Here is a 19,478-nt window from a genome sequence, read left to right on the forward strand (position 1 = left end):
CATGTCTAGTAACAATACCCCTCGACAGACGCGTATGAGTCGTAACGCCGAGCGTAAGCCAAGCGGTCCCAAGAAGCCGCACACTGGCTGGCGGACCTTCCGCCGAATTCTCTTCGTCATCGTCGCCATTGGCGTGTTTGCCATTCTGGCCGGCGCTGGCCTGTTCTTCTTCTATGCGCAGAGCGCGCCCAAGATTTCCGAGGGTGCCCTGTCCAGTGATACCTCAACGCGAGTCTACGACGCCAATGGTACCGTGATTTCGCGGCTAGGCGCCCAGAACCGGAACTACGTGAAGACCAAGAACATTCCCGACACCTTGAAGAATGCCGTCGTTTCCACCGAAGACCGGCGTTTCTACAAGAACAACGGGGTCGACCCTATCCGGATCCTCGGGGCCGCCTTCGCCAACGTCAGTGGGTCTTCGCTGGGGATGCAAGGGGGCAGTACCTTGACGCAACAACTGGTCAAGCTATCCGTCTTCTCCACCGCCGCTTCCGACCGAACATTGAAACGCAAGGCCCAGGAAGCCTGGTTAGCCCTCAAGGTCGACCACGACTACTCCAAGGACCAAATTCTCGAATACTACATCAACAAGGTTTACATGGGGAACGGGGTCTACGGAATGCAGACAGCCGCCCAGTACTACTACGGCAAGACGCTAAAGGGCTTGGATCTCACCCAATTAGCCCTCCTAGCCGGCATGCCACAGTCCCCAACTAATTACGACCCCACCACATATCCAGCCTTAGCCAAGAAACGGCGGGATCTGGTGCTGGAGGCCATGGCCAAGAACAATGCCATCACCTCTGCTCAGGCGCAACAAGCCGAAGCGACCAGCATTACCACTGGTTTGGTCAAGTCCCACAGCAAGTCGACCAGCACCAGTGCCAAGACGACCAAGGTCATCGACGCCTACCTCAAGCAGGTTTACGCCGAACTGAAGTCTAAGGGCTACAACACCACGACCGGTGGGTTGAAAGTTTACACCAACCTGGACATGGGCGCCCAAAAGCAGCTGTACAACATCGTCAACGGGACCGCCTACGTGGCCTTCCCTTCCGATGAGTTCCAAGTGGGTTCCACAATCGTCAACCCGAACAACGGGAAGGTCGTCGCCATGATTGGTGGCCGGAAGACCGGGAACGTCACGTTTGGCCTGAACCGGGCCGTTCAAAAGGACCGGTCCAGCGCTTCGACCGCTAAGCCACTGATGGACTACGGTCCCGCCATCGAACACCTCTACTACCCAACCTACGAGCCCGTGAAGGATACCGCCTTCACCTACCCAGGCACGACTAGAAGCCTCTACGATTGGGACCGCAAGTACCAAGGAACCATCACCATGCGTAAGGCCTTAGTTGAATCACGGAACATCCCCGCTGTCCGGACGCTGCAAAACGTCGGCATCAAGCGCGCCACCTCTTTCCTGAGTGGCTTAGGGATGGACTTTGATAAGACCCTGACCCTGCAAAATGGGATTGGCCTGTACATCTCCTCCGAACAAGAAGCCGCGGCCTACGCTGCCTTCGCTAACGGCGGGAACTACTACAAGCCGTACCTGGTCTCCAAGGTCGTCACGCAAGATGGTAAGGCCCACAAGTATTCCGCCACCCCTAAACGGGCCATGTCCGCCGCGACGGCATTCATGTTGACGGATATGATGAAGGGCGTCATGACCAACGAAAACGGGTCCGGGCGTTCAGCGGCCATTTCTGGGCTGTATCAGGCCGGGAAGACCGGGACCGACTCCTACCCTGACGATTACGCGGACAAGGTGCCTGACGGCGCAACCATGGACTCCTGGTTCACGGGTTACACCAAGAACTACGCCATCTCCGTTTGGACCGGATACGACAAGCAATTCCAGACCGGCCACTACGTGAGTGAAACGCAGACCACGATTGCCCAAGAAATCTACAAGTATGAAATGTCCTACCTAGCCAGCAAGTCGACCAACTCCGACTGGACGGCGCCAAGCACGGTCACCGAGACAACCCAAAATGGGAGTAAAGAATACTACATTACAGGTCACGCCGGGACGGTGGCGGACACCACGGCTACCAGCCAATATGGCTCAACCAACACGACGAGCTCATCGGCTTACAGCAACAACAGTCAAGTCACAACCAACAACAATACCACGCAGGCCAGTTCTTCCACGACGGAATCCAGCACCAGCAAGGAATCCTCGAGCACGGAACAGACGCCTGGTGGCGATGGCAACGATGACGGGGATGATACGGGAACGACTTCAACCGAATCATCGTCGGCAACGACCACTGAGAAGAGCACTTCAACGGCCAAGACCACTGACGATAACAAATAGCCTCAGTTAAGAAAAAGCGCCCCACCGAAATTTTTCGGTGAGGCGCTTTTTAAATCCCATTTATTTAGCGTTGCCACAACAAGTCGGCCGTTACGGGCACGCTGGCCACTCGCCCAGTCGCCGCCAGGTCAAAGGCCGCGGCCCCAATTTGGCGAAAATGATGGTCGATGGTAGGCAGGCCCAGGAGCTGGCCCGACACTTGATTTTCTTGACCCATCAAGGCCGGTACGGCCCGCTGCTGATCCAGGTATCCCTGGCGAATACCGGTGGCGATGTCATCCCCATTACTGAAAATGTAATCCAGGTCGACGTGCTTTGCCAAATCAGTGGCGACGCGGTAGCCGTCCTGATAGGTGGTCACGTCCGTCTCAACAACGGCGGGCGCACACCCAAAGACCCGTTTAAAGGTTGCCAGGGTCGCCCGACTTGTAGCACTCAAGGTGGCGTCACGACTCAGCGTCAGAGCAATGTGCTGGTAACCCTGCCCCTTCAACCAACGAAACGCCTGTAGATAGGCAGCTTCACGCTGGGAGTAGGCCGCTGCCAAGGGCTGGGTCCCCGGATCTTCGCAACAGACCACGGCGCCGTATTGCTGGGCCGCCGCTAGCTCCGTCAAGGGAATCGCCCGCGACGTGAAGATCAAGGCGTCAAAGGCCTTGCGGTGCAGCTGTGCCAGATAGGTCCGTTCTAGGGCCGCATCGTACTTGGATTGCAGCAGGACCACGTTATAGTCGGCCGCAAACGCCGCACTGGAGATACCATTCACAATTTCCGTGAAGAATGGCGCATTCAGATGGGGCACCACCACACCAACGTTGGCCGTGCGTCCCTGACTCAGGTCCCGGGCAATGTCGTTGGGCACGTAATCCAGCTGCGCAATGACCGCCTGAATCTTGGCCGCAGCGGTCGCCGACACATACCCGCTGTGATTGAGGGTCCGTGAGACCGTCGCGGGTGAATACCCGGCCAGCCGGGCGATGTCGCGAATATTTGCCATGGTCATTGCTCCCTTCTGTCCGAGTTAATCCGTTAGTTTCAGATAATGCCGCATCCCATACACGACGCCATCCTCGTCATTGGTCGTGGTGACGTAGCGTCCGGCCCCCTGAATCTCGGCCGTGGAGTTCCCCATCACGACGGGCGTCCCCACCGCTTGGAGCATGGGCAGGTCGTTGTGACCGTCCCCAAACGCTGCGGCATCTGTGGCGGCGAGTTGCCGCTGGGCTAACAAATAGGCCACCCCTTGCGACTTCAAGGCCCGCCGGCTGGTGATCTCTAGGTAGGACTCGCCGGACTGCTGGATATTGACGGGCAAGCCTAGTGCTGTTAATTGCTGCGCTAACTCTAGCCTAACCGCTGGTGCGCTGACAATCAACATAATTTTCATCAACTGCCGGCTCTGCGCGAGTTCGGCCAATGACTGACGTACAATCACCGGGCTCTGATGCGTCAGCGATTGCTCGTGTAAAATACCCGCGTCCACCCGCTGCGTATACCAGGTCGTTTGGTCGTAAACACTGACGCTAACCGTTGGAAACGCCCGTTCAATCAGTCTGAGCAACTGCACGCTGGCTGCCACTGGCAAAGCATGTTGGACCAAAGCCGCTCCGGTCACCGGGTCAAAGATCAGACCCCCGTTAAACGCAATCTGGGGGGCCGTCAGTCCCAACTGCTGAATCGCCGTGGCCATTTCCAGTGGGGCCCGGGCCGAGACCAGGGTGACCGGGACGGGGCTGGTCCGCACCGCCGCAATCGTGCCCGCACTCAGTTCACCCGTGCTGGTTAATAGTGTCCCGTCCATATCTGAAAAAATTTGTTTGATCACGTCGTCCACTCCTCTAATTTTTCTAACTGATTCTAGCTTACCGTGTGGAACGCGTTTCATAGCAAGCGCCAAACGAAAAAAGTTTAGACCAACCCAATTGCGGGCGAGTCTAAACTCTCTTCTTTCACGTCATTGTCAACTTTTAGTCCGTCACTTCAAAGACTTAACCGGTGGGTTTTTGTAGACCATAATTGTCCGGATCAGTGCCAGGACCGCCAAACTTCCAATCAAGAGATTGAAAAACCAATCAGATTGAAACGCCGGTTCTGTAAAAGCATCTTTAAGTTTGAAGGCGAATAAAACCAGAATCCAAAACTTAACTGACTTGAACATACTAAGAGCCCCTTTCAATACAAATCCCGAAACGTCCAACGGTGTGCATGGCGTTATCAGTCATTTTTCTAGTTTTTTTCTGCCAATAATTTTCGTGGTGCACGTGATCATTTTTAATGAGAGGCGATTTTTAACAAGATGTGTTCAAATCACCTACGTTATAAATACCACCAATTTGCAGAGCTTGTCAGAGAAACGCAGAAAAAATCATCTGATGATTAATTGACTTTACATAGACTGTAAAAACCTTACCCAGCAACCTAATCAGATTATTGGGTAAGGTTTTTAGTGAGATATAGAATCTATTTCAACCTGCTTCGGTGCAAGTCCCCCAAGGAATGAGGTCCATTGGTACACTTGCACCCTTTCGTTAGCTAAGTTTCCCCAACACGTCTTCAGGCTTAATTATCCGTTAGCTTAAAGATTGGCACGTCGGGGATTCCTCCATCCGGCTGACCATTGGTCGTTGGTTTGGCCGTGTGTCGGGGTTCTTGCCGTTCCTTTTCGCGTTGGACCTGAGCGGCCGTCTTCAGGTTCTTCCGTTCCCAGCTCAACAGGATGCGGTCCATGTACTTCAGACTGTAGGCCTGACTGAGGACGGCTTCCTTCAAGGCGAGCTGAATCAGTTCTGGACGGTAATGGTCCTGGTCCAGCCACTGGGTAATGCTTTCCATTTCCAGGGGCGATAATGGCCGGCCAAATTCCGTTTCAATCTGGTTGAACACGGCGGAACGGTCATTACTGACCGGCGCCTTGGCCGCCTGCTGGGTGGTCTGAGCCGCCAATTGACTCAGTTTTTCCGTTAACAACCGAAAGTCGTAGGCGTCCTGCTTCTGACCATCGGCGCCAATCACGGTCGTAATCGTCATCAATTTGTGACTGATCATTTCGTGTAACAATTGGTAGACCCTTTGCTTATCCCAGCCTAAATGGGCCGCCATCTCGTCGGCATCCGGCAGCTTGGTGCCCTGGTCCATGTAACGCCGCAACTGGAGGAAGACCAGGAGTTGGTCCGTGGTCATCCCCACCTCGCGAAAATGATCGAGCAGGTAGTTGGCCACACTGGTCTGGCCCGCCTGCACGTAACGTTGGATAAATTCATCCATGTCGAAAGCCTCCTGAAAGTTAGAATCAAAACGACCGAACCCAGCAGTTGCGGTTCGATCGTCAGTTTAAGTCAAATTAGTTCGTCATAAAGTCTTTGAGGCGGGCCATCGCCGGTTCTAACGACTGTAAGTCCGTGGCGTAGCTCAGCCGAACGTGACTCGGCAGGCCAAACGCCTTCCCGGTCACCAAGGCCACGTGGGCCTGGTCCAGGATAGCGGCGACCAAGTCATCGGTCGAAGCCAAGCCCTTTAGCTGCACGGCCTCGCTCACGTCGGGGAACAGGTAAAAGGCCCCCTGCGGCTTGTGGTCCAATTTGAACCCAGGAATGGCCGTCAGCAACGGATAAATCGTGTCTAACCGATCCTGGAAGGCGGCGCGCATCCTGGCAACCGGCGCTTGATCCCCGGTTAAGGCGGCCAGCGCGGCGGCTTGGCTCACGGCGGCCGCGTTGCCCGTCATGTGGGACAACACCGTCTTCAACGCGTCGATGATCCAGGTTGGACCGACGGCATAGCCAATCCGCCAACCGGTCATGGCGTAGGTCTTGGAGACCCCGTTGACCAGCACGGTGTGAGCGGCCACAGCCGCGCCCAGCGTCAGCATGGACGGTGACGGGTTGGGCCCCGCATAGATCAAATCGCCGTAAATTTCATCGGCCACAATGATCAGGTCGTGGGCCACCGCCCAGTCGCCAATTGCCTGTAGTTCAGCCTTGGTGTAGACCAAGCCACTGGGATTCTGTGGTGAATTTAACACAATGGCCTTGGTGGCCGGCGTCACGGCGGCTTCCAACTGTGCCGGGGTGACCTTCAGACTGGCCGTCGGTGCCACCTCAATCGGGTGGCCACCGGCCAATTTGACCTGTTCACTGTAGCTGACCCAGTAAGGCGCTGGCAACAGCACGTCGTCACCGGGATTCAACAGGACTTGAAAGAGCGCATACAACGCCATCTTGGCCCCCGTCGTGATGACGACTTGGTCGGCCGTCACCGTGACGTGTTGGGTCGCTAACAAATGGTCGGCCACCGCTTGACGCAGGGGCAAGACCCCCGCCGTCGCCGTGTAACCGTCCACCTGATTGGCCTGAATGGCCGTGATGGTCGCGTCCTTAATGGCCTGGGGCGTCGGAAAGTCTGGTTGACCCACGCTTAAATTGATCACATCGACCCCGGCGTCGCGAAGCTCTTGGGCCCGCTGCCCAGTCTTCAAGGTTGCGGACGGTTGAACCGCCTGCGCCCGTTTTGCTAATTGCATACACGCACACTCCTCACCACAAACTTAAATATTTGAAATCTGTTGGAGCACCTTCCCATTGGAATACTGGAAGGTGATGTAGCACAATTTACCACTCTTATTTAAATAGCTGACCTGCCAAGCTGGCTTGCCATTAAAGACACACATCGCTGCGGACAAGACCTTCTTAGGGTTCTTGTTCCAGACCTGCTGAAGCACCGTGTTCCGTGAAAGGCCGGCACTCTTCTTAAGCACCGTCACGTCCTTACCGGTTTTCGGCACGATGGCGTACACATCCTGGTTGGCCTTGTTCTTGCCAGCAACCGTGTAGTACGTGGTGTCCAGGTTCGTCCAATAAAACTGGCTGGTACTGGTCAAATGACCGGATTTTTTAGCGACAGATTCCGCGTAAGCCTGGTTCTGACTCAGCGGCTTGGTGGCCTTGTTCACCATGTAAGCCCCCGTAATCAGAATAACCAGAATCACGAGCAGAATGCTCAGCAATACCCAATGATGGGGTCGCTGGCGTCGTTGATACTGTTGTCTCATCAATTTTCCATCGGTCTCCCTTGTCTAATTTCAATCTTTTTCAATTATATCAAACTTCGGGTGGCGTCACGGGATTGTCCGGATTATTTTCGAAAAAATTAACTAAACCTTGCGCAATGGCGCTGGCATCCCCCGTCGTCTGCGGCAATTCGGCCGGTAACGCCCGTAAAATACTTTGCCCGTAATGCTTCTCGAGCAACCGTTGATCCAAAATGACCACGGCCCCGCGGTCATGCGGCGTCCGAATCAGCCGGCCAATCCCTTGGCGCAACTTCAACGTCGCCGCTGGCAATGCGGCACTGTAGAACGGGTTCTTCCCTGCTGCCTCAAGCCGCGCGTAGTTGGCCTTGACGAAGACCCGGTCGGGCGAGTCGAATGGTAAGCGCGTCACAATCAACAGTTCCAGTTGTTCCGCCGGCAAGTCAATACCCTCCCAGAAGCTGGCTGCCCCCAGGAGAATGGCGCCATGACTGGTAGCGAACCGTTTGGCAATCCGTTCACGACTGCCGCTAATGCCTTGCGCAAAGATTTCCCGCTTGGCAAATTCCGGATGCGCACAGAGTTGTTGGTAGACCTGTTCGATCACGCCGAGCGAGTTGAACAGCACCAACGTCTGCTTATCCACCGCCCCTGCCAGCTGGCTAATCGCCGCCGTCAGGTAGGTCACGTAATCGGCCGGCGCAATGCGACTCAGGTTCGGGCCAGCATCGCTGATAAAGAGTTCCGCCTGGTTCGCGTAGTCAAAGCTGGAACGCATCCGATGCGTCACCGTTTGCTCACGGTCCAGGTCAAATTGGTCGAGCACATACTGGGACCGGCCGGAGGAGAACAACGTCCCCCCGGTCAGCAGGACTGGCTGGAAGCCGGCGTATAAATGATTGCGCAGGAATCCTTCCGTTGCTAGCAGGCCACTCGCCAGTTGGAGACTGTTGCGGTCGCCCACGTGGTTGATGGTCAGCCAGAAGAGACTGGCTGGTGCCTGTTCCACGACCTGACGCAGAATCATCAACAGCCGACTCATTTGGTCGTCAAATAAATGAATCCGGGTGTCGACCTGCTCGAACAAGTAGCGTTCGGACGCCGCAAACCGCTCGCTCTGTTGGTCGAAGCGGTGGCGCAGGTCATTTAGGGCCGCCAACAGGTCGTCGGTCGCCGTGGTGGCGGTGGCCATGGCCGACCCCTTAGCCAACTCATTGGCCAGGTCCGCGGCCGGAATCAGTTCTTCAATAATTTGATTGTGATTGTTGGGGCGTTTAGCCGCCAAGAACCGCAAGAACAGGTGGTTGACTAGCTCATTCAACGCCGTTTCTAGGGTCTCACTCGCGGCCAAAATACCGTGGAGCGTGCCCACGGCCTCGGCATCCCCGGCAAATAAATCGAGGAGGCTGGGACCGGTCTCACGACTAATATCGCGGTCGACATGGTGCAGTTCGTTAATCAATTGGGCAAATTTCACCTGGGTCCGCCGCTGTTTCAGCGTGCTATCCGGCAGATGTTGGGCCTCATCGACCACCAAGTATGGCCGGTGCAGGCGTTCGCCCAGGTCAAGCGCATGCTCACTCAAGTAAGCGTGATTGACGATGACAAACTGGGCCTGTTCCATGCGTTGATCCCGTCGCCGTAAGAAATCGTCCTCGTAAAATGGGTTATCCGCGGTGACCGACCCCTCGTGAATAATTTCTTGAAAGTAAGGTGCCCGGTACGTGGCCAAATGCAATTCGTCTAGATCCCCGGTCGTGGTCATGGTCAACCACACCAGCAGGCGCAGCTTCAAGAGCTGGGTCTGCTTGGAAATCTCGGCCACCTTTAACGTGGTGGCGAAGCGCTGGAGGTCCAGGTAGTGTCGACTGCCCTTGACCAATACCGCGTTCACGGGGAACGGCACGATGGACTTCAGGAGCGGCAGCGTTTGGTCCAGCAACTGCTCTTGTAGCAACGTCGTGGCCGTACTGATGACCACGGGCCGCCCCGTTTGGCCCAAATAGGCCATTGGCAGCATATAGCCGAGACTCTTCCCAATACCGGTCGGTGCCTCAACGATCATCTGCTTGACGGGGTGGCGGTCACCCTCGGCATAGTTGTTGTAAATGTAATTCATCATCTTGGCTTGTTCCGGCCGCCATTCCAGGTTGTCCGGCATCAGCTTTTGTTTTTGCTTCTTAGTCTTCGGATACTTGCTAGGTTCAGCCAGCGTGGTTGGGGCATCACTCCCCGGTTTGCGCAGGGCCAAACCGTTTTTCACGTAGAGATAGTCCGGCAACTTGCGCGGCTGTTGCTCATTCAGTCCCCGCGCCACGTCAAAAAGAGCCGCCGTTTGTAGCGGTAGTTCCGGATGCAGATCAATCATGCGTTGCAGCGTCACCTGCGGCAGTGCCCGCAACCGGCGGAACAGGAAAATGAAGAGCTCCGCCGTAGCACTGGCATCACTGTCCGCGGAATGCGGATTGTCGTGTTCAATGTTAAACAAGCCACTCAGGTCCCGCAACCGGAAACTAGCGGCCGTGGGCAAGAGGATTTGACTCAACGACACCGTGTCCAACGCCTCAATCGTCAGCTCTGGATAGCCGACGCGACTGAATTCTGCGTTAATAAAGGGTAAATCAAAATTGACGTTATGGGCCACAAAGACCGTATTCGTCAACAGACTGTAAAGGGTCCCGGCCACGTCGTCAAACAGTGGCGCGTGTCGAACCCGGCGATTCGTGATTCCCGTCAAGCGCGTAATGGCCTGGGGAATCTCTCTGAGCGGATTCACATCCGTTTCAAAGTGATTAATAATTTGATTATGCTGGACGAAGACGCACCCAATCTGGATAATGCGGTCGCCATCTGTCACACTGGTTCCGGTCGTCTCAATATCAACTACCGCGTAAACCGTGTCTTTATCCATATATGCTCACCAATTTCTGCACAATTTGCGATAATAACTGGCACTATGATACACCACTTACGCCGCCAGCGCCACGACTGACTGCGCCATTGGCTAAATTTCCTTGGAATGTTTACTTTGGTTGTTACGCCGCCTCCGGGGACGTGAAAATAGACCGGGACGCTGTGGGCGAACGTCCGGAGCCACAGGGCGGTCTCCGAACTTACTTTGAGCCGCTGAGGAACGCGTCTCAAAGATATCAGTTGCCTAAGCGGTAAACCGCTAAGGCAACTCCCACGGCTGAGTCTATTTTCACGCCCCCTGCGGCTCACATCCTCGGTAAACATTGCGTAAATTTTTCCACTGGCTGCTGTCAGTCTATCCGACCTTCTACTTCTCAAAACGTACAGACCATTTGGTTTGTATTCAACACAAATGGTAAATGGTTCAAGCTCCATGTTCTAAGCTGAGAAAACCACTCAGCTAAGACCATCGACACAGCTGGGCATCTTGGCCCACCTCTGGTCACTCTAAATGGATCGTTCATTTTTCCCATCCCCGAAGGCTAACCATCCTCAGTAAACATTACGCAAATTTTTCCACTGGCTACTGTCAGTCTATCGGGTTTCTATTTTCCTAACTGGACAAAACGTTTGGGTTGTATGCAACATGGCTAAGAAACCGGAGCGGGTGTGCTGGCCCTAACTCAATAACTGGCGACCGTCGACCCCCTGCTCACCGCGTTCCGCCCCATTTCCATTTCGAAAGACACCAACAACGATTAATGCCTAGCTCCAGGGTCCAGTACCAAGTAACTGGATTAGCAGGCAAACTTTCTATAGAAAGGGTTAATTTTTCGTCGATTTTCGGATTTTGACTGCCAAAGCTAGCGCAACGCCAATCAGTAGAGTATGATATTTTTTGGTAAGTAAATTCGATGCAGAAAGTGAGCGAGATAACTTGGGTAGAACGGCAATCGGTAAAAGTAATGCCAAAATTATTCTCATTGGGGACCATAGCGTGGTGTACGGCCAGCCGGCCATTGCGTTACCCCTGCCCTCAGTCACGACTCAGGTGATCATGCGTCACGCCGACAATGGCCAGACCATTACCAGTCGTTACTTTGACGGGCCCATCGCTCAAATGGGACAAAACTTAGCGGGCGTGGCGGCTTTAATCACGACGCTATTAGACCGGTTCGACGGTCAAACGACCCCGTTTACCATGGCCATCACCAGCGACCTTCCCGCCGAACGGGGGATGGGGTCCTCCGCTGCCGTGGCCGTGGCCATCACGCGCGCCATGTACCGCTTCTTCCAGCGTCCCCTCAACCGTGAGCTGTTGCTGAGCACGGTTGACATCGCTGAAAAAATTACGCATGGCAATCCCAGCGGCATTGACGCCGCCACCGTCAGCTCCGACGTGCCCATCTGGTTTGTCCCCCGCCAAGAAACGTTACAGATTCCCTTTACCCTGCGCGGCTACTTAGTCATCGCCGACAGCGGCATCAAGGGCCAAACGGGTCAGGCTGTGGCCGCGGTGGCCCGGCGGAAGATGGCCTTCCCCCAGGAGACCACGCAACAGATTCAACGCCTCGGTGAACTCAGCCACCAGGCCCGCGCTGCCCTAGCTACCCCCGATTTGATGCATCTCGGTCAGATCATGACGGACGCGCAACGGCAATTAAAGGGGCTAGGCGTCAGTTCACCCGAGCTAGACAATTTGACCCAGGTAGCTTGCCAAAACGGCGCCTTAGGGGCAAAATTGACCGGTGGCGGTATGGGCGGCTGTTTGATCGCCCTCTGCCCCAATTTAGCCACGACCCACCAAGTTGAAGATCACCTACGAGCTGCCGGCGCCACGGAAACGTGGACGGAGGCTTTTAACCTTGAGGAGGAACACCAATGACAGCGGTCACCGCAAGAGCGCACACCAACATTGCCCTGGTCAAATACTGGGGTAAGGCCGACACGAAGCTGATGCTGCCACAAACCAGCAGTCTATCGCTAACGCTGGATCAATTCTATACGGACACGACGGTCGCCTTTGTGAGCGACCTCACCGCTGACGAAGTGATGTTAAATGGCCAACGACTGACCCCCACGGCCAGCCAGAAGGTCCGCCACATGTTGGACCTGGTTCGCCAGCAAAGCGGTGAGACGCGGTTTGCACGGGTCAGTTCGACCAATCACGTGCCGACTGCGGCCGGTTTAGCTTCGTCAGCCTCCGCCTTTGCGGCCTTGGCCGGCGCAGCTAGTCGGGCGGCAGGCCTCACGTTGTCACGCACAGACCTGTCCCGGCTGGCTCGCCGTGGCTCTGGTTCTGCGACCCGGTCCATCTTTGGTGGCTTCGTGGAGTGGCAAGCCGGCACCGACGACGCGACCTCGTTAGCCGTGCCGTTTCAAGAACAGGTCGACTGGTCGATTGCCATGGTCGCTCTGGTTTTGGACCCGCGCCATAAGAAGGTCAGCTCGACCCAGGGGATGCAAAGTAGCGTGACCACGTCGCCCTATTATCCCGCCTGGAAAACGGTGGTGGCCGATGACCTAACAGCCATTAAGCCCGCCATCTTGGCCCAGGACTTTACCACGACCGGTGAGATTCTGGAGGCCAATGCCATGCGGATGCACGCCCTAACGTTGAGCGCCAACCCACCCTTCAGCTACTTTAACGGTGAGAGCCTGGCGGCCATGCAAACGGTCCGTGACCTGCGTGCTAGCGGTGTCTCGTGCTACTACACACTGGACGCCGGCCCCAACGTGAAGGTCTTCTGTCAAGAGGCCGACCTCCCCGCCGTCACGACGCGCTTAGCCGCCCAATTTGGCGCCGACCAGGTCATCGTGGCCCATCCCGGACCAGGAATTGCCTTTCTTTAAAGTCATTTAGATAAGGCTGACTGCTAGGACAAATCAGTCACTAGCTAAATGCATACTTAGTGATTAACGCTGAGCTTTAATCACATGAACAACACACTTAATGTGCATCAACTGCTAAACCTCTTTCCACCAAAAAATGAAATAATTGTGATTTAAGTCAATGTTGGCCGTAGGGCTGGTGAAAATGGGCTCAGCCGTGGGAATTCCCTTAGTGGCGTTAGCCGCTTAGGGAATTGATATCTTTGAGACGTGGTCCTCAGCGGCTCAAAGTAAGCTCGGAGACCGCTTCTTGGCTCCGAGCGTTCGCCCGCCGCGTCCCGGCTCATTTTCACCAGTCCGGAGGCACTGACTTCCCCCACATTAAAAACCTGATTCACCTAAAAGATTTGTCACAGAAGGGACCTGATTTTTTTGATTTCCGCGCAAGCACCCGGAAAACTTTATATCGCTGGCGAATACGCCGTGGTCGAACCTGGTTACCCGGCAATTATTGTTGCCCTCAATCAGTTCGTCACCGTCACCATTACCCCCAGCCAGGACTACGGGCGGATCGCGTCCAAACAGTACCAGGAAAACTCGTTGTACTGGCAGCGTCAAGGCAGCGAACTCGTCTTTGACAACCGCGATAATCCGTTTCACTACATTCTCTCGGCCATTCGGTTGACCGAACAGTATGCCCAGGCTTTGGGCAAGCCACTGGCGATGTATCACTTGAACGTCAACAGTGACCTCGACAGCGCCGATGGCAAGAAGTACGGCCTCGGTTCCTCTGCTGCCGTCACCGTCGCCACCGTCAAGGCCCTCTGCCAATTTTATGATATTCAAATGAGCAAGGACCGCCTCTTCAAGTTGGCCGCCATTGCCCATTTAGACGTGCAAGGCAACGGCTCCCTGGGTGACATTGCGGCTTCCGTTTACGGCGGCTGGATTGCCTACCAGGCCTTTGACCGCGACTGGTTAGCCTCCGCACGGCGGGAGCTCACCCTAGAACAATTGCTCGACACCGACTGGCCCGGCTTACAAATTGAACTCCTGACGCCACCGGAATCGCTACGACTGATGATTGGCTGGACGGGGACCCCCGCTTCGACCTCCCATTTGGTCGACAAGATTGCCCTGTTCAAGGCGACCCGCCGTAAGGACTACCACGCCTTTCTCCGTGAAAGTCGCGAGTGCCTGCAACGGATGATTCAAGGATTTCACGACCAAGACCTGGATGCCATTCAACACGAAATTGCCGTCAACCGCGATTTATTAAACCGATTGGCCTGCCTGAGTCACGTCACGATTGAAACCACCCTGTTGAAGACCATGTGTGACATCGCCGTGCATATCGGTGGTGCCGCCAAATCTTCCGGCGCCGGTGGTGGTGACTGCGGCATTGTCATTATCAACGCGGCCAAGGATCTCGCCCGGTTACTCAAGGAATGGGAAACGCGGGGCATCGAGCCACTGAAGTTGAACGTCCACCACGTTATCGAATAAGGAGCACACACTTATGGACCTCACCCGTCACGCCCACCGCAAGGACGAGCACCTGTCGTTGGCGGAAAAATTTTATCAACCCATTGCGGCTAGCCAGTTCGACCAGCTGCGGTTCGTGCACCAGAGCCTGCCAGAAATGGCCAAGGCCGACGTGAACTTACAAACGCAGTTAGGCCCGTTGACGCTGCCGGTACCCCTCATGATTGAGGCCATGACCGGCGGCAGTCCCCGCACGGGTCAGGTCAACGCCCAACTCGGACGGATTGCTGCGGCCACGGGAATGCCCGTCGCTAGCGGTTCACAGAGCATCGCGCTCCAGGATGCCAGCACAGCCGACACCTTCACCCCCTTACGTGAAAACAATCCGGACGGCCTGGTCTTCGCCAACATTGGTGCGGGCCACACGGTCGCTCAGGCACAGGCCGCCGTGGATATGCTGGCGGCTAACGCCTTGGAGATCCACGTCAATACGGCGCAAGAGATTGTGATGCCCGAGGGTGACCGGTCCTTCCATTGGTTGGACGGTATCGGTGAGACCGTGGCGGCGCTCGACGTCCCCGTCATCGTCAAGGAAGTCGGCTTTGGCATGGCTCACGAAACGCTCGATCAGTTAGCCGGCGTTGGCGTCCAGCTGGTCGACCTGGGTGGTCGTGGCGGCACGAATTTCGTCCAAATCGAAAACTTCCGCCGACCTGCCAAGGAACTCAGCTACCTGGACGGTTGGGGCCAAAGTACGGTTGAGTCCCTGCTGGAAGCACGGCAGGTTCCCCAACTTCAATCGATTGCCACTGGGGGCATCCGGCAACCGCTGGACGCCGCTAAGGCCCTCGCGTTGGGCGCCCGCGTCGTGGGAAGTGCGGGTCACATCCTCCACAGTCTGATTAAAACGGATGAAGAAACGACCACGCAGCTGTTACTGGACTGGCAAGAAGGTCTGCGGGACATTTTAACCTTACTTGGGTGTTGCAATTTGGCGGCACTCCGGGAACAACAGCTCCTGTTGAGTCCTGAATTAATGAGCTATCGTCAGCAACGACACCTCACGAACTAGCACTTATTCTCTAAAAAGCACAACTTAAAAGCATTGATTTAACGCTAATTGTATAAGCCAATTGAAAAAGGCGCTTGGGAATTTTCCCAAACGCCTTTTTGCTAGTCAAATTCGACTGGTTTTCTTTACATTTCATTATCGTAAACGGTGAACCGCAATCCCTTGGGGAAGAAATTCTTCACGGTCGTCCCCACGACCTTACCGAACCCGACCGGTTGACTGGCGCACGTTAACAAGTACCAGCCCTTCTGCGGGGCCGTTGCCAACGTGAACGTCTCGCCGTGGACCCAGGCGCGCCACTGCTCAGCCGTAATGGCCAAGGTTTGTGTCACCCGCTGTGGGTCGCTGGCCAGGGCCAAAGCATAAGCTGGTTCGAACCGGTTCTTCTTGAACGTTCCCAGGTGTAACCCAGGCCGAAAGACGTGGCACTTTTTCAGGTTAGGCAGGCCTGCGGGTACGGCGAAGAGTTGGTCCTTGACCGTGACCAGGTCGTTAAAGTCATTGTTGCCTAACACCTGTTGCGCAAAGTCTTGCCAGAGTTTCCGTTGGTCGCCCGTCAATGGCGTGCCCAACTTAGCCACCCCGTGTAATGGGGCGGCTTCCCCAGCATCCCGTTCTAATTTGGCAACGAAATGCCCTTCACCCTTCATCAGGTGTGGGAACAGGCGCGCGGCCTTCTTGAGTTCAGGATTGCCGTCGGCCCACTCTGGCCGGGCATCCACAACGCCACCAACCTTATTGATCGGTGCTAAATGAAAGTCCGGATAGTTTTCCAAGACCCAGGCCATCATCTGCTCGTCTTCCTCGGGGGCAAACGTACAGGTGGAGTAGATCAACTGACCACCGGGCTTGACCATCTTCAGGGCTTCCGTCATGATTTCCCGTTGCCGGGTCGCACATTCCTGCACATAATCCAATGACCAGTAAGACATGGCATCGGGGTCCTTGCGGAACATCCCCTCACCGGAACACGGTGCATCTACCAGGACCTTGTCGAAGTAATCGGGGAACACGGGACTCAGTCGGTCCGGTGATTCGTTTAAAATGAGGGCAGACCGTACGCCAAACCGCTCCACGTTTTCGGCGAGGACTTTTACCCGTTTTCGGTTGATCTCATTGGTCACCAACAGGCCCGTGCCTTGGAGGTAACTGGCCAGATGAGTCGTCTTCCCACCAGGGGCCGCACACAGATCCAAGACCTTATCGCCCGGTTGGGGAGCCGCCGTGGCGCCGACAAACATGGCACTGGGTTCTTGACTGTAGACCGCACCACTCTGGTGCATCAACGTCCGGCCACCAACGGTTCCCAAATGGCCTAACGGTTCATAGGGGACCGTCTCCGGTGCCGTTAGTTCGGCTGGGAGGTCATGGTGGGCGGGATTGACGCGGTAGCCACTGAGGCTGGGCGTGTCAAAGCTGGCAAAGAACTCGGCCGCTGCCGGTCCCAAGAGCCGTTGGTACTTCGTAATAAAATCGTCAGGTAAATTCACCGTTATTCCTCCATTTTGCTAGATACAACTAATCATTTGTTATATACATATTACTAGCCTTCGTCTTAAATTCTGTCCCCATTATACCCGTTTCACCGGGCGAACTCTACCCCGGGTGAAAGTGAAATGGTCGCTATTTTCAGAAAGGTGTGTTAAATTGTAAGGGCGAGTTTTATTTTGAACGTGAATCCAATCAACCAACGAAATTGCGAGGTGTTTCTCTTTGGAAAGAAAATTAATTGCCATTGACCTAGATGGCACAACTTTAAATGCAGAATCTCAACTCTCTGCCAAGACCAAACACGTCTTGACCCAAGCCCGGGAAGCGGGTCACATCGTTAGCATCGTGACCGGCCGACCAAACCGGATCTCGGCCAACTTTTACGATGAGCTGCACCTGGAGGGCCCGATGATCAACTTTAACGGGAGCCTGGGTCATATCCCCCACCAACAATGGTCGGACGAATACCAATATACCTTTAACAAGGAAGTGGCCTTCGATCTGTTGGCCCACCGCGAAGAACTGGGCATCAACATGATTGCCGCGGAAGGCAAGAATCTCTTCCTAGCCGTGCGCGACCAACCCGTTGAAGTGGGCTTCTTCCCTTCCGTCTTACAGTCCAATCAAATCTTGAACCAAAAGACGTTGACTGAAAATCCCACGAGCTTAACGGTCGCGGTCGACCGTAGCCATCAAGAACACCTGCTGAGCTATCTGCGACACAACTTCAGTGATGAAGTCGACGCTGCCCCTTGGGGTGGCCCGAACGCTGTCGTTGAGTTAGGCGTTAAGGGTGTCCAGAAGGCAACCGGCGTGGACTTTCTGGCCCACCAGTACCACGTGGACCGCAAGAACATCATTGCCTTTGGTGATGAGCACAACGATACGGCCATGATCGATTACGCCGGTTGGGGTGTGGCCATGCAAAACGCCACCCCAGCCATCAAGGGCCTGGCTCAGGACGTTACGTCGCTCGACAACGACCACGACGGCCTCGCCACCTACCTACAAGATTATCTAAAATTAGCCGAATAAGCCCAAAAGTCGTCACCCCAAAATCAGTGAGGTGGCGACTTTTTGTTAGATACAATTAATTAATTTAGGTTTAAATAGCCAGGTAACAGCTGCTGGTACAGTTCCGTAAAGTCCAAGAACATTTGTTGGTCAACATATTCATCGACCTGATGGGCCGTGTTGCTACCGGGACCGAAGACGATGAATGGGAACTGGTTGCCCTTGTCCTTTAACAGGTTGGAAGCATCGGTCACGGCGGGCAGTGGCAGCTTGGGAATCGGTTCACCGGCAAATGGCTCCCCCAGCTTAGCCGCTAAATTACTCAGTGGATTGTCCTGCGGTTCCTCGACCGGCCATTGATCCATGTAGATGTCCATGGTCACCTGGGCGCCCTGCGCATTTTGCTGGTCGATCAGGTGTTGGAGCGTCTCGCGGACCGCGGCGTTATCAAATTCTGGAATCGTCCGCACGTTCATCTCGGCCGTCGCCGCTTCGGGAATCGAGTTGACCTGATTACCCCCGGAGAAAATGGTCGTGTTGAAGGCCAATTTACCCAGCAAGGCATTTTCCTGTGACGTTTCCCGGAAGGCTTGGTTGGCCTGGGTCAAAATTGCCAGTAGCGGATCAATCGCGTTGGCCCCTAACTCCGGCATCGAGCTGTGAGCGGCGAGGCCCTTGGCCGTCAACCGCACATCCATCGAGCCCTTGTGTGAGGAGAACAGGTTGTAGCCGGTGGGTTCGCCAATCAATAAGGCATCGACATCGTCCATGGCGCCCGTCTCGTAGAAGGCCTGGGACCCGTACTCGCCGACCTCTTCGCCTACCGTAGCCATGAGGCGAATCGTGCCATGCGTGGGTTGCCCGGCCGCGTGTAGTTCAATCAGGGCAATCGTTAACGCGGCCAGCCCAGATTTCATATCCGCTGCCCCACGACCATATAACCGGTCATCGCGATTCGTTAACGTAAATGGGTCACTTTGCCACTGACTAACTTCACCGGGTGAGACCACGTCCATGTGCCCGGAAACGCCTAAGACTGGCCGGCCACTGCCAATTTCAGCAACCAAATTAGGGCGTTGGACGTTGCCATTTACTGGCAATAATTTTGCCTGAATACCGTGTTCACCCAACAATTGTTGCAGGTAGGTGGCCACCGCCACTTCATTATCGTTGACCGAGTGAATCGCCACCAGGTCACTAAGAATTTGAACTTTCTGTGCCGCCGTCAAGACTGCCATTGCAGATTCCTCCTTCAATGATTCAACAACTTAAGTAATTATCCCCATTGTAACCCGAACGTGCGCACAATTCCCGCAACC

At 55.2% G+C, this 19,478-nt stretch carries 14 protein-coding genes; 6 read left to right on the top strand and 8 right to left on the bottom strand.

The genetic code is table 11. The annotated features are described in order from the left end of the window. The first annotated feature begins 1 nt into the window (after nt 1). The gene (locus ACEPST_RS13115) at nt 2-2,326 is read left to right on the top strand and encodes a transglycosylase domain-containing protein (RefSeq protein WP_395390434.1); all 2,325 of its coding nucleotides are present in this window, start codon (nt 2-4) and stop codon (nt 2,324-2,326) included. A gap of 64 nt (nt 2,327-2,390) precedes the next feature. Here ACEPST_RS13115 and ACEPST_RS13120 read toward each other — a convergent pair whose 3' ends face one another. From ACEPST_RS13120 to ACEPST_RS13145, 6 genes are all read right to left on the bottom strand, one after another. Beyond that, nucleotides 2,391-3,323, bottom strand: a complete 933-nt coding sequence (locus ACEPST_RS13120) for a LacI family DNA-binding transcriptional regulator (protein ID WP_204120771.1) — start codon at nt 3,321-3,323, stop codon at nt 2,391-2,393. A 24-nt stretch (nt 3,324-3,347) separates the two neighbouring features. After that, nucleotides 3,348-4,151, bottom strand: coding sequence for a Cof-type HAD-IIB family hydrolase (locus tag ACEPST_RS13125; RefSeq protein WP_204120772.1), 804 nt, complete (start codon nt 4,149-4,151; stop codon nt 3,348-3,350). Between the two features lie 734 nt (nt 4,152-4,885). Then, on the bottom strand, nt 4,886-5,590 hold the full coding sequence (locus ACEPST_RS13130) for a DnaD domain-containing protein (RefSeq protein WP_204120773.1): 705 nt from the start codon (nt 5,588-5,590) through the stop codon (nt 4,886-4,888). A 76-nt stretch (nt 5,591-5,666) separates the two neighbouring features. Beyond that, entirely contained in the window at nt 5,667-6,845 is a 1,179-nt protein-coding gene (locus ACEPST_RS13135; protein ID WP_395390435.1) for a pyridoxal phosphate-dependent aminotransferase, read from the bottom strand. Nucleotides 6,846-6,869: 24 nt separating this feature from the next. Next, nucleotides 6,870-7,373 carry a DUF5590 domain-containing protein gene (locus ACEPST_RS13140; protein ID WP_203638342.1) on the bottom strand — a complete coding sequence of 168 codons (504 nt, stop codon included), beginning with the start codon at nt 7,371-7,373 and terminating at the stop codon, nt 6,870-6,872. Between the two features lie 49 nt (nt 7,374-7,422). Next, entirely contained in the window at nt 7,423-10,263 is a 2,841-nt protein-coding gene (locus tag ACEPST_RS13145) for a helicase C-terminal domain-containing protein (RefSeq protein WP_395390436.1), read from the bottom strand. Between the two features lie 939 nt (nt 10,264-11,202). On the opposite strand from ACEPST_RS13145, the gene mvk reads away from it, so the two are divergent. The 4 genes from mvk (at nt 11,203) to fni (ending at nt 15,654) form a co-directional block, all read left to right on the top strand. After that, the gene (gene mvk / locus ACEPST_RS13150) at nt 11,203-12,150 is read left to right on the top strand and encodes a mevalonate kinase (RefSeq protein WP_204120776.1); all 948 of its coding nucleotides are present in this window, start codon (nt 11,203-11,205) and stop codon (nt 12,148-12,150) included. Further along, complete coding sequence (mvaD, locus tag ACEPST_RS13155; protein WP_204120777.1) at nt 12,147-13,118, top strand: diphosphomevalonate decarboxylase; 972 nt, start codon at nt 12,147-12,149, stop codon at nt 13,116-13,118. Before mvk ends, mvaD begins: the two co-directional genes overlap by 4 nt. Before the next feature lie 411 nt (nt 13,119-13,529). After that, nucleotides 13,530-14,603, top strand: coding sequence for a phosphomevalonate kinase (locus ACEPST_RS13160; RefSeq protein ID WP_125762458.1), 1,074 nt, complete (start codon nt 13,530-13,532; stop codon nt 14,601-14,603). Between the two features lie 13 nt (nt 14,604-14,616). Then, complete coding sequence (fni, locus tag ACEPST_RS13165) at nt 14,617-15,654, top strand: type 2 isopentenyl-diphosphate Delta-isomerase (RefSeq protein ID WP_204120778.1); 1,038 nt, start codon at nt 14,617-14,619, stop codon at nt 15,652-15,654. Between the two features lie 125 nt (nt 15,655-15,779). Here the strand turns inward: fni and ACEPST_RS13170 are convergent, their stop codons facing one another. Then, nucleotides 15,780-17,144: an RsmF rRNA methyltransferase first C-terminal domain-containing protein gene (locus ACEPST_RS13170; protein ID WP_204120779.1), complete on the bottom strand. Its 1,365-nt coding sequence runs from the start codon at nt 17,142-17,144 to the stop codon at nt 15,780-15,782. A gap of 223 nt (nt 17,145-17,367) precedes the next feature. Here ACEPST_RS13170 and ACEPST_RS13175 point away from each other — a divergent pair, with 223 nt between their 5' ends. After that, entirely contained in the window at nt 17,368-18,180 is an 813-nt protein-coding gene (locus ACEPST_RS13175) for a Cof-type HAD-IIB family hydrolase (RefSeq protein WP_204120780.1), read from the top strand. A gap of 59 nt (nt 18,181-18,239) precedes the next feature. On the opposite strand, the gene ACEPST_RS13180 is transcribed toward ACEPST_RS13175, so the two are convergent. Beyond that, nucleotides 18,240-19,397, bottom strand: a complete 1,158-nt coding sequence (locus ACEPST_RS13180) for an ArgE/DapE family deacylase (protein ID WP_204120781.1) — start codon at nt 19,395-19,397, stop codon at nt 18,240-18,242. Nucleotides 19,398-19,478: the final 81 nt, after the last annotated feature.

The sequence above is a fragment of the Levilactobacillus sp. FUA 3915 genome (assembly GCF_044053135.1).
GTDB lineage: Bacteria > Bacillota > Bacilli > Lactobacillales > Lactobacillaceae > Levilactobacillus > Levilactobacillus lanxiensis.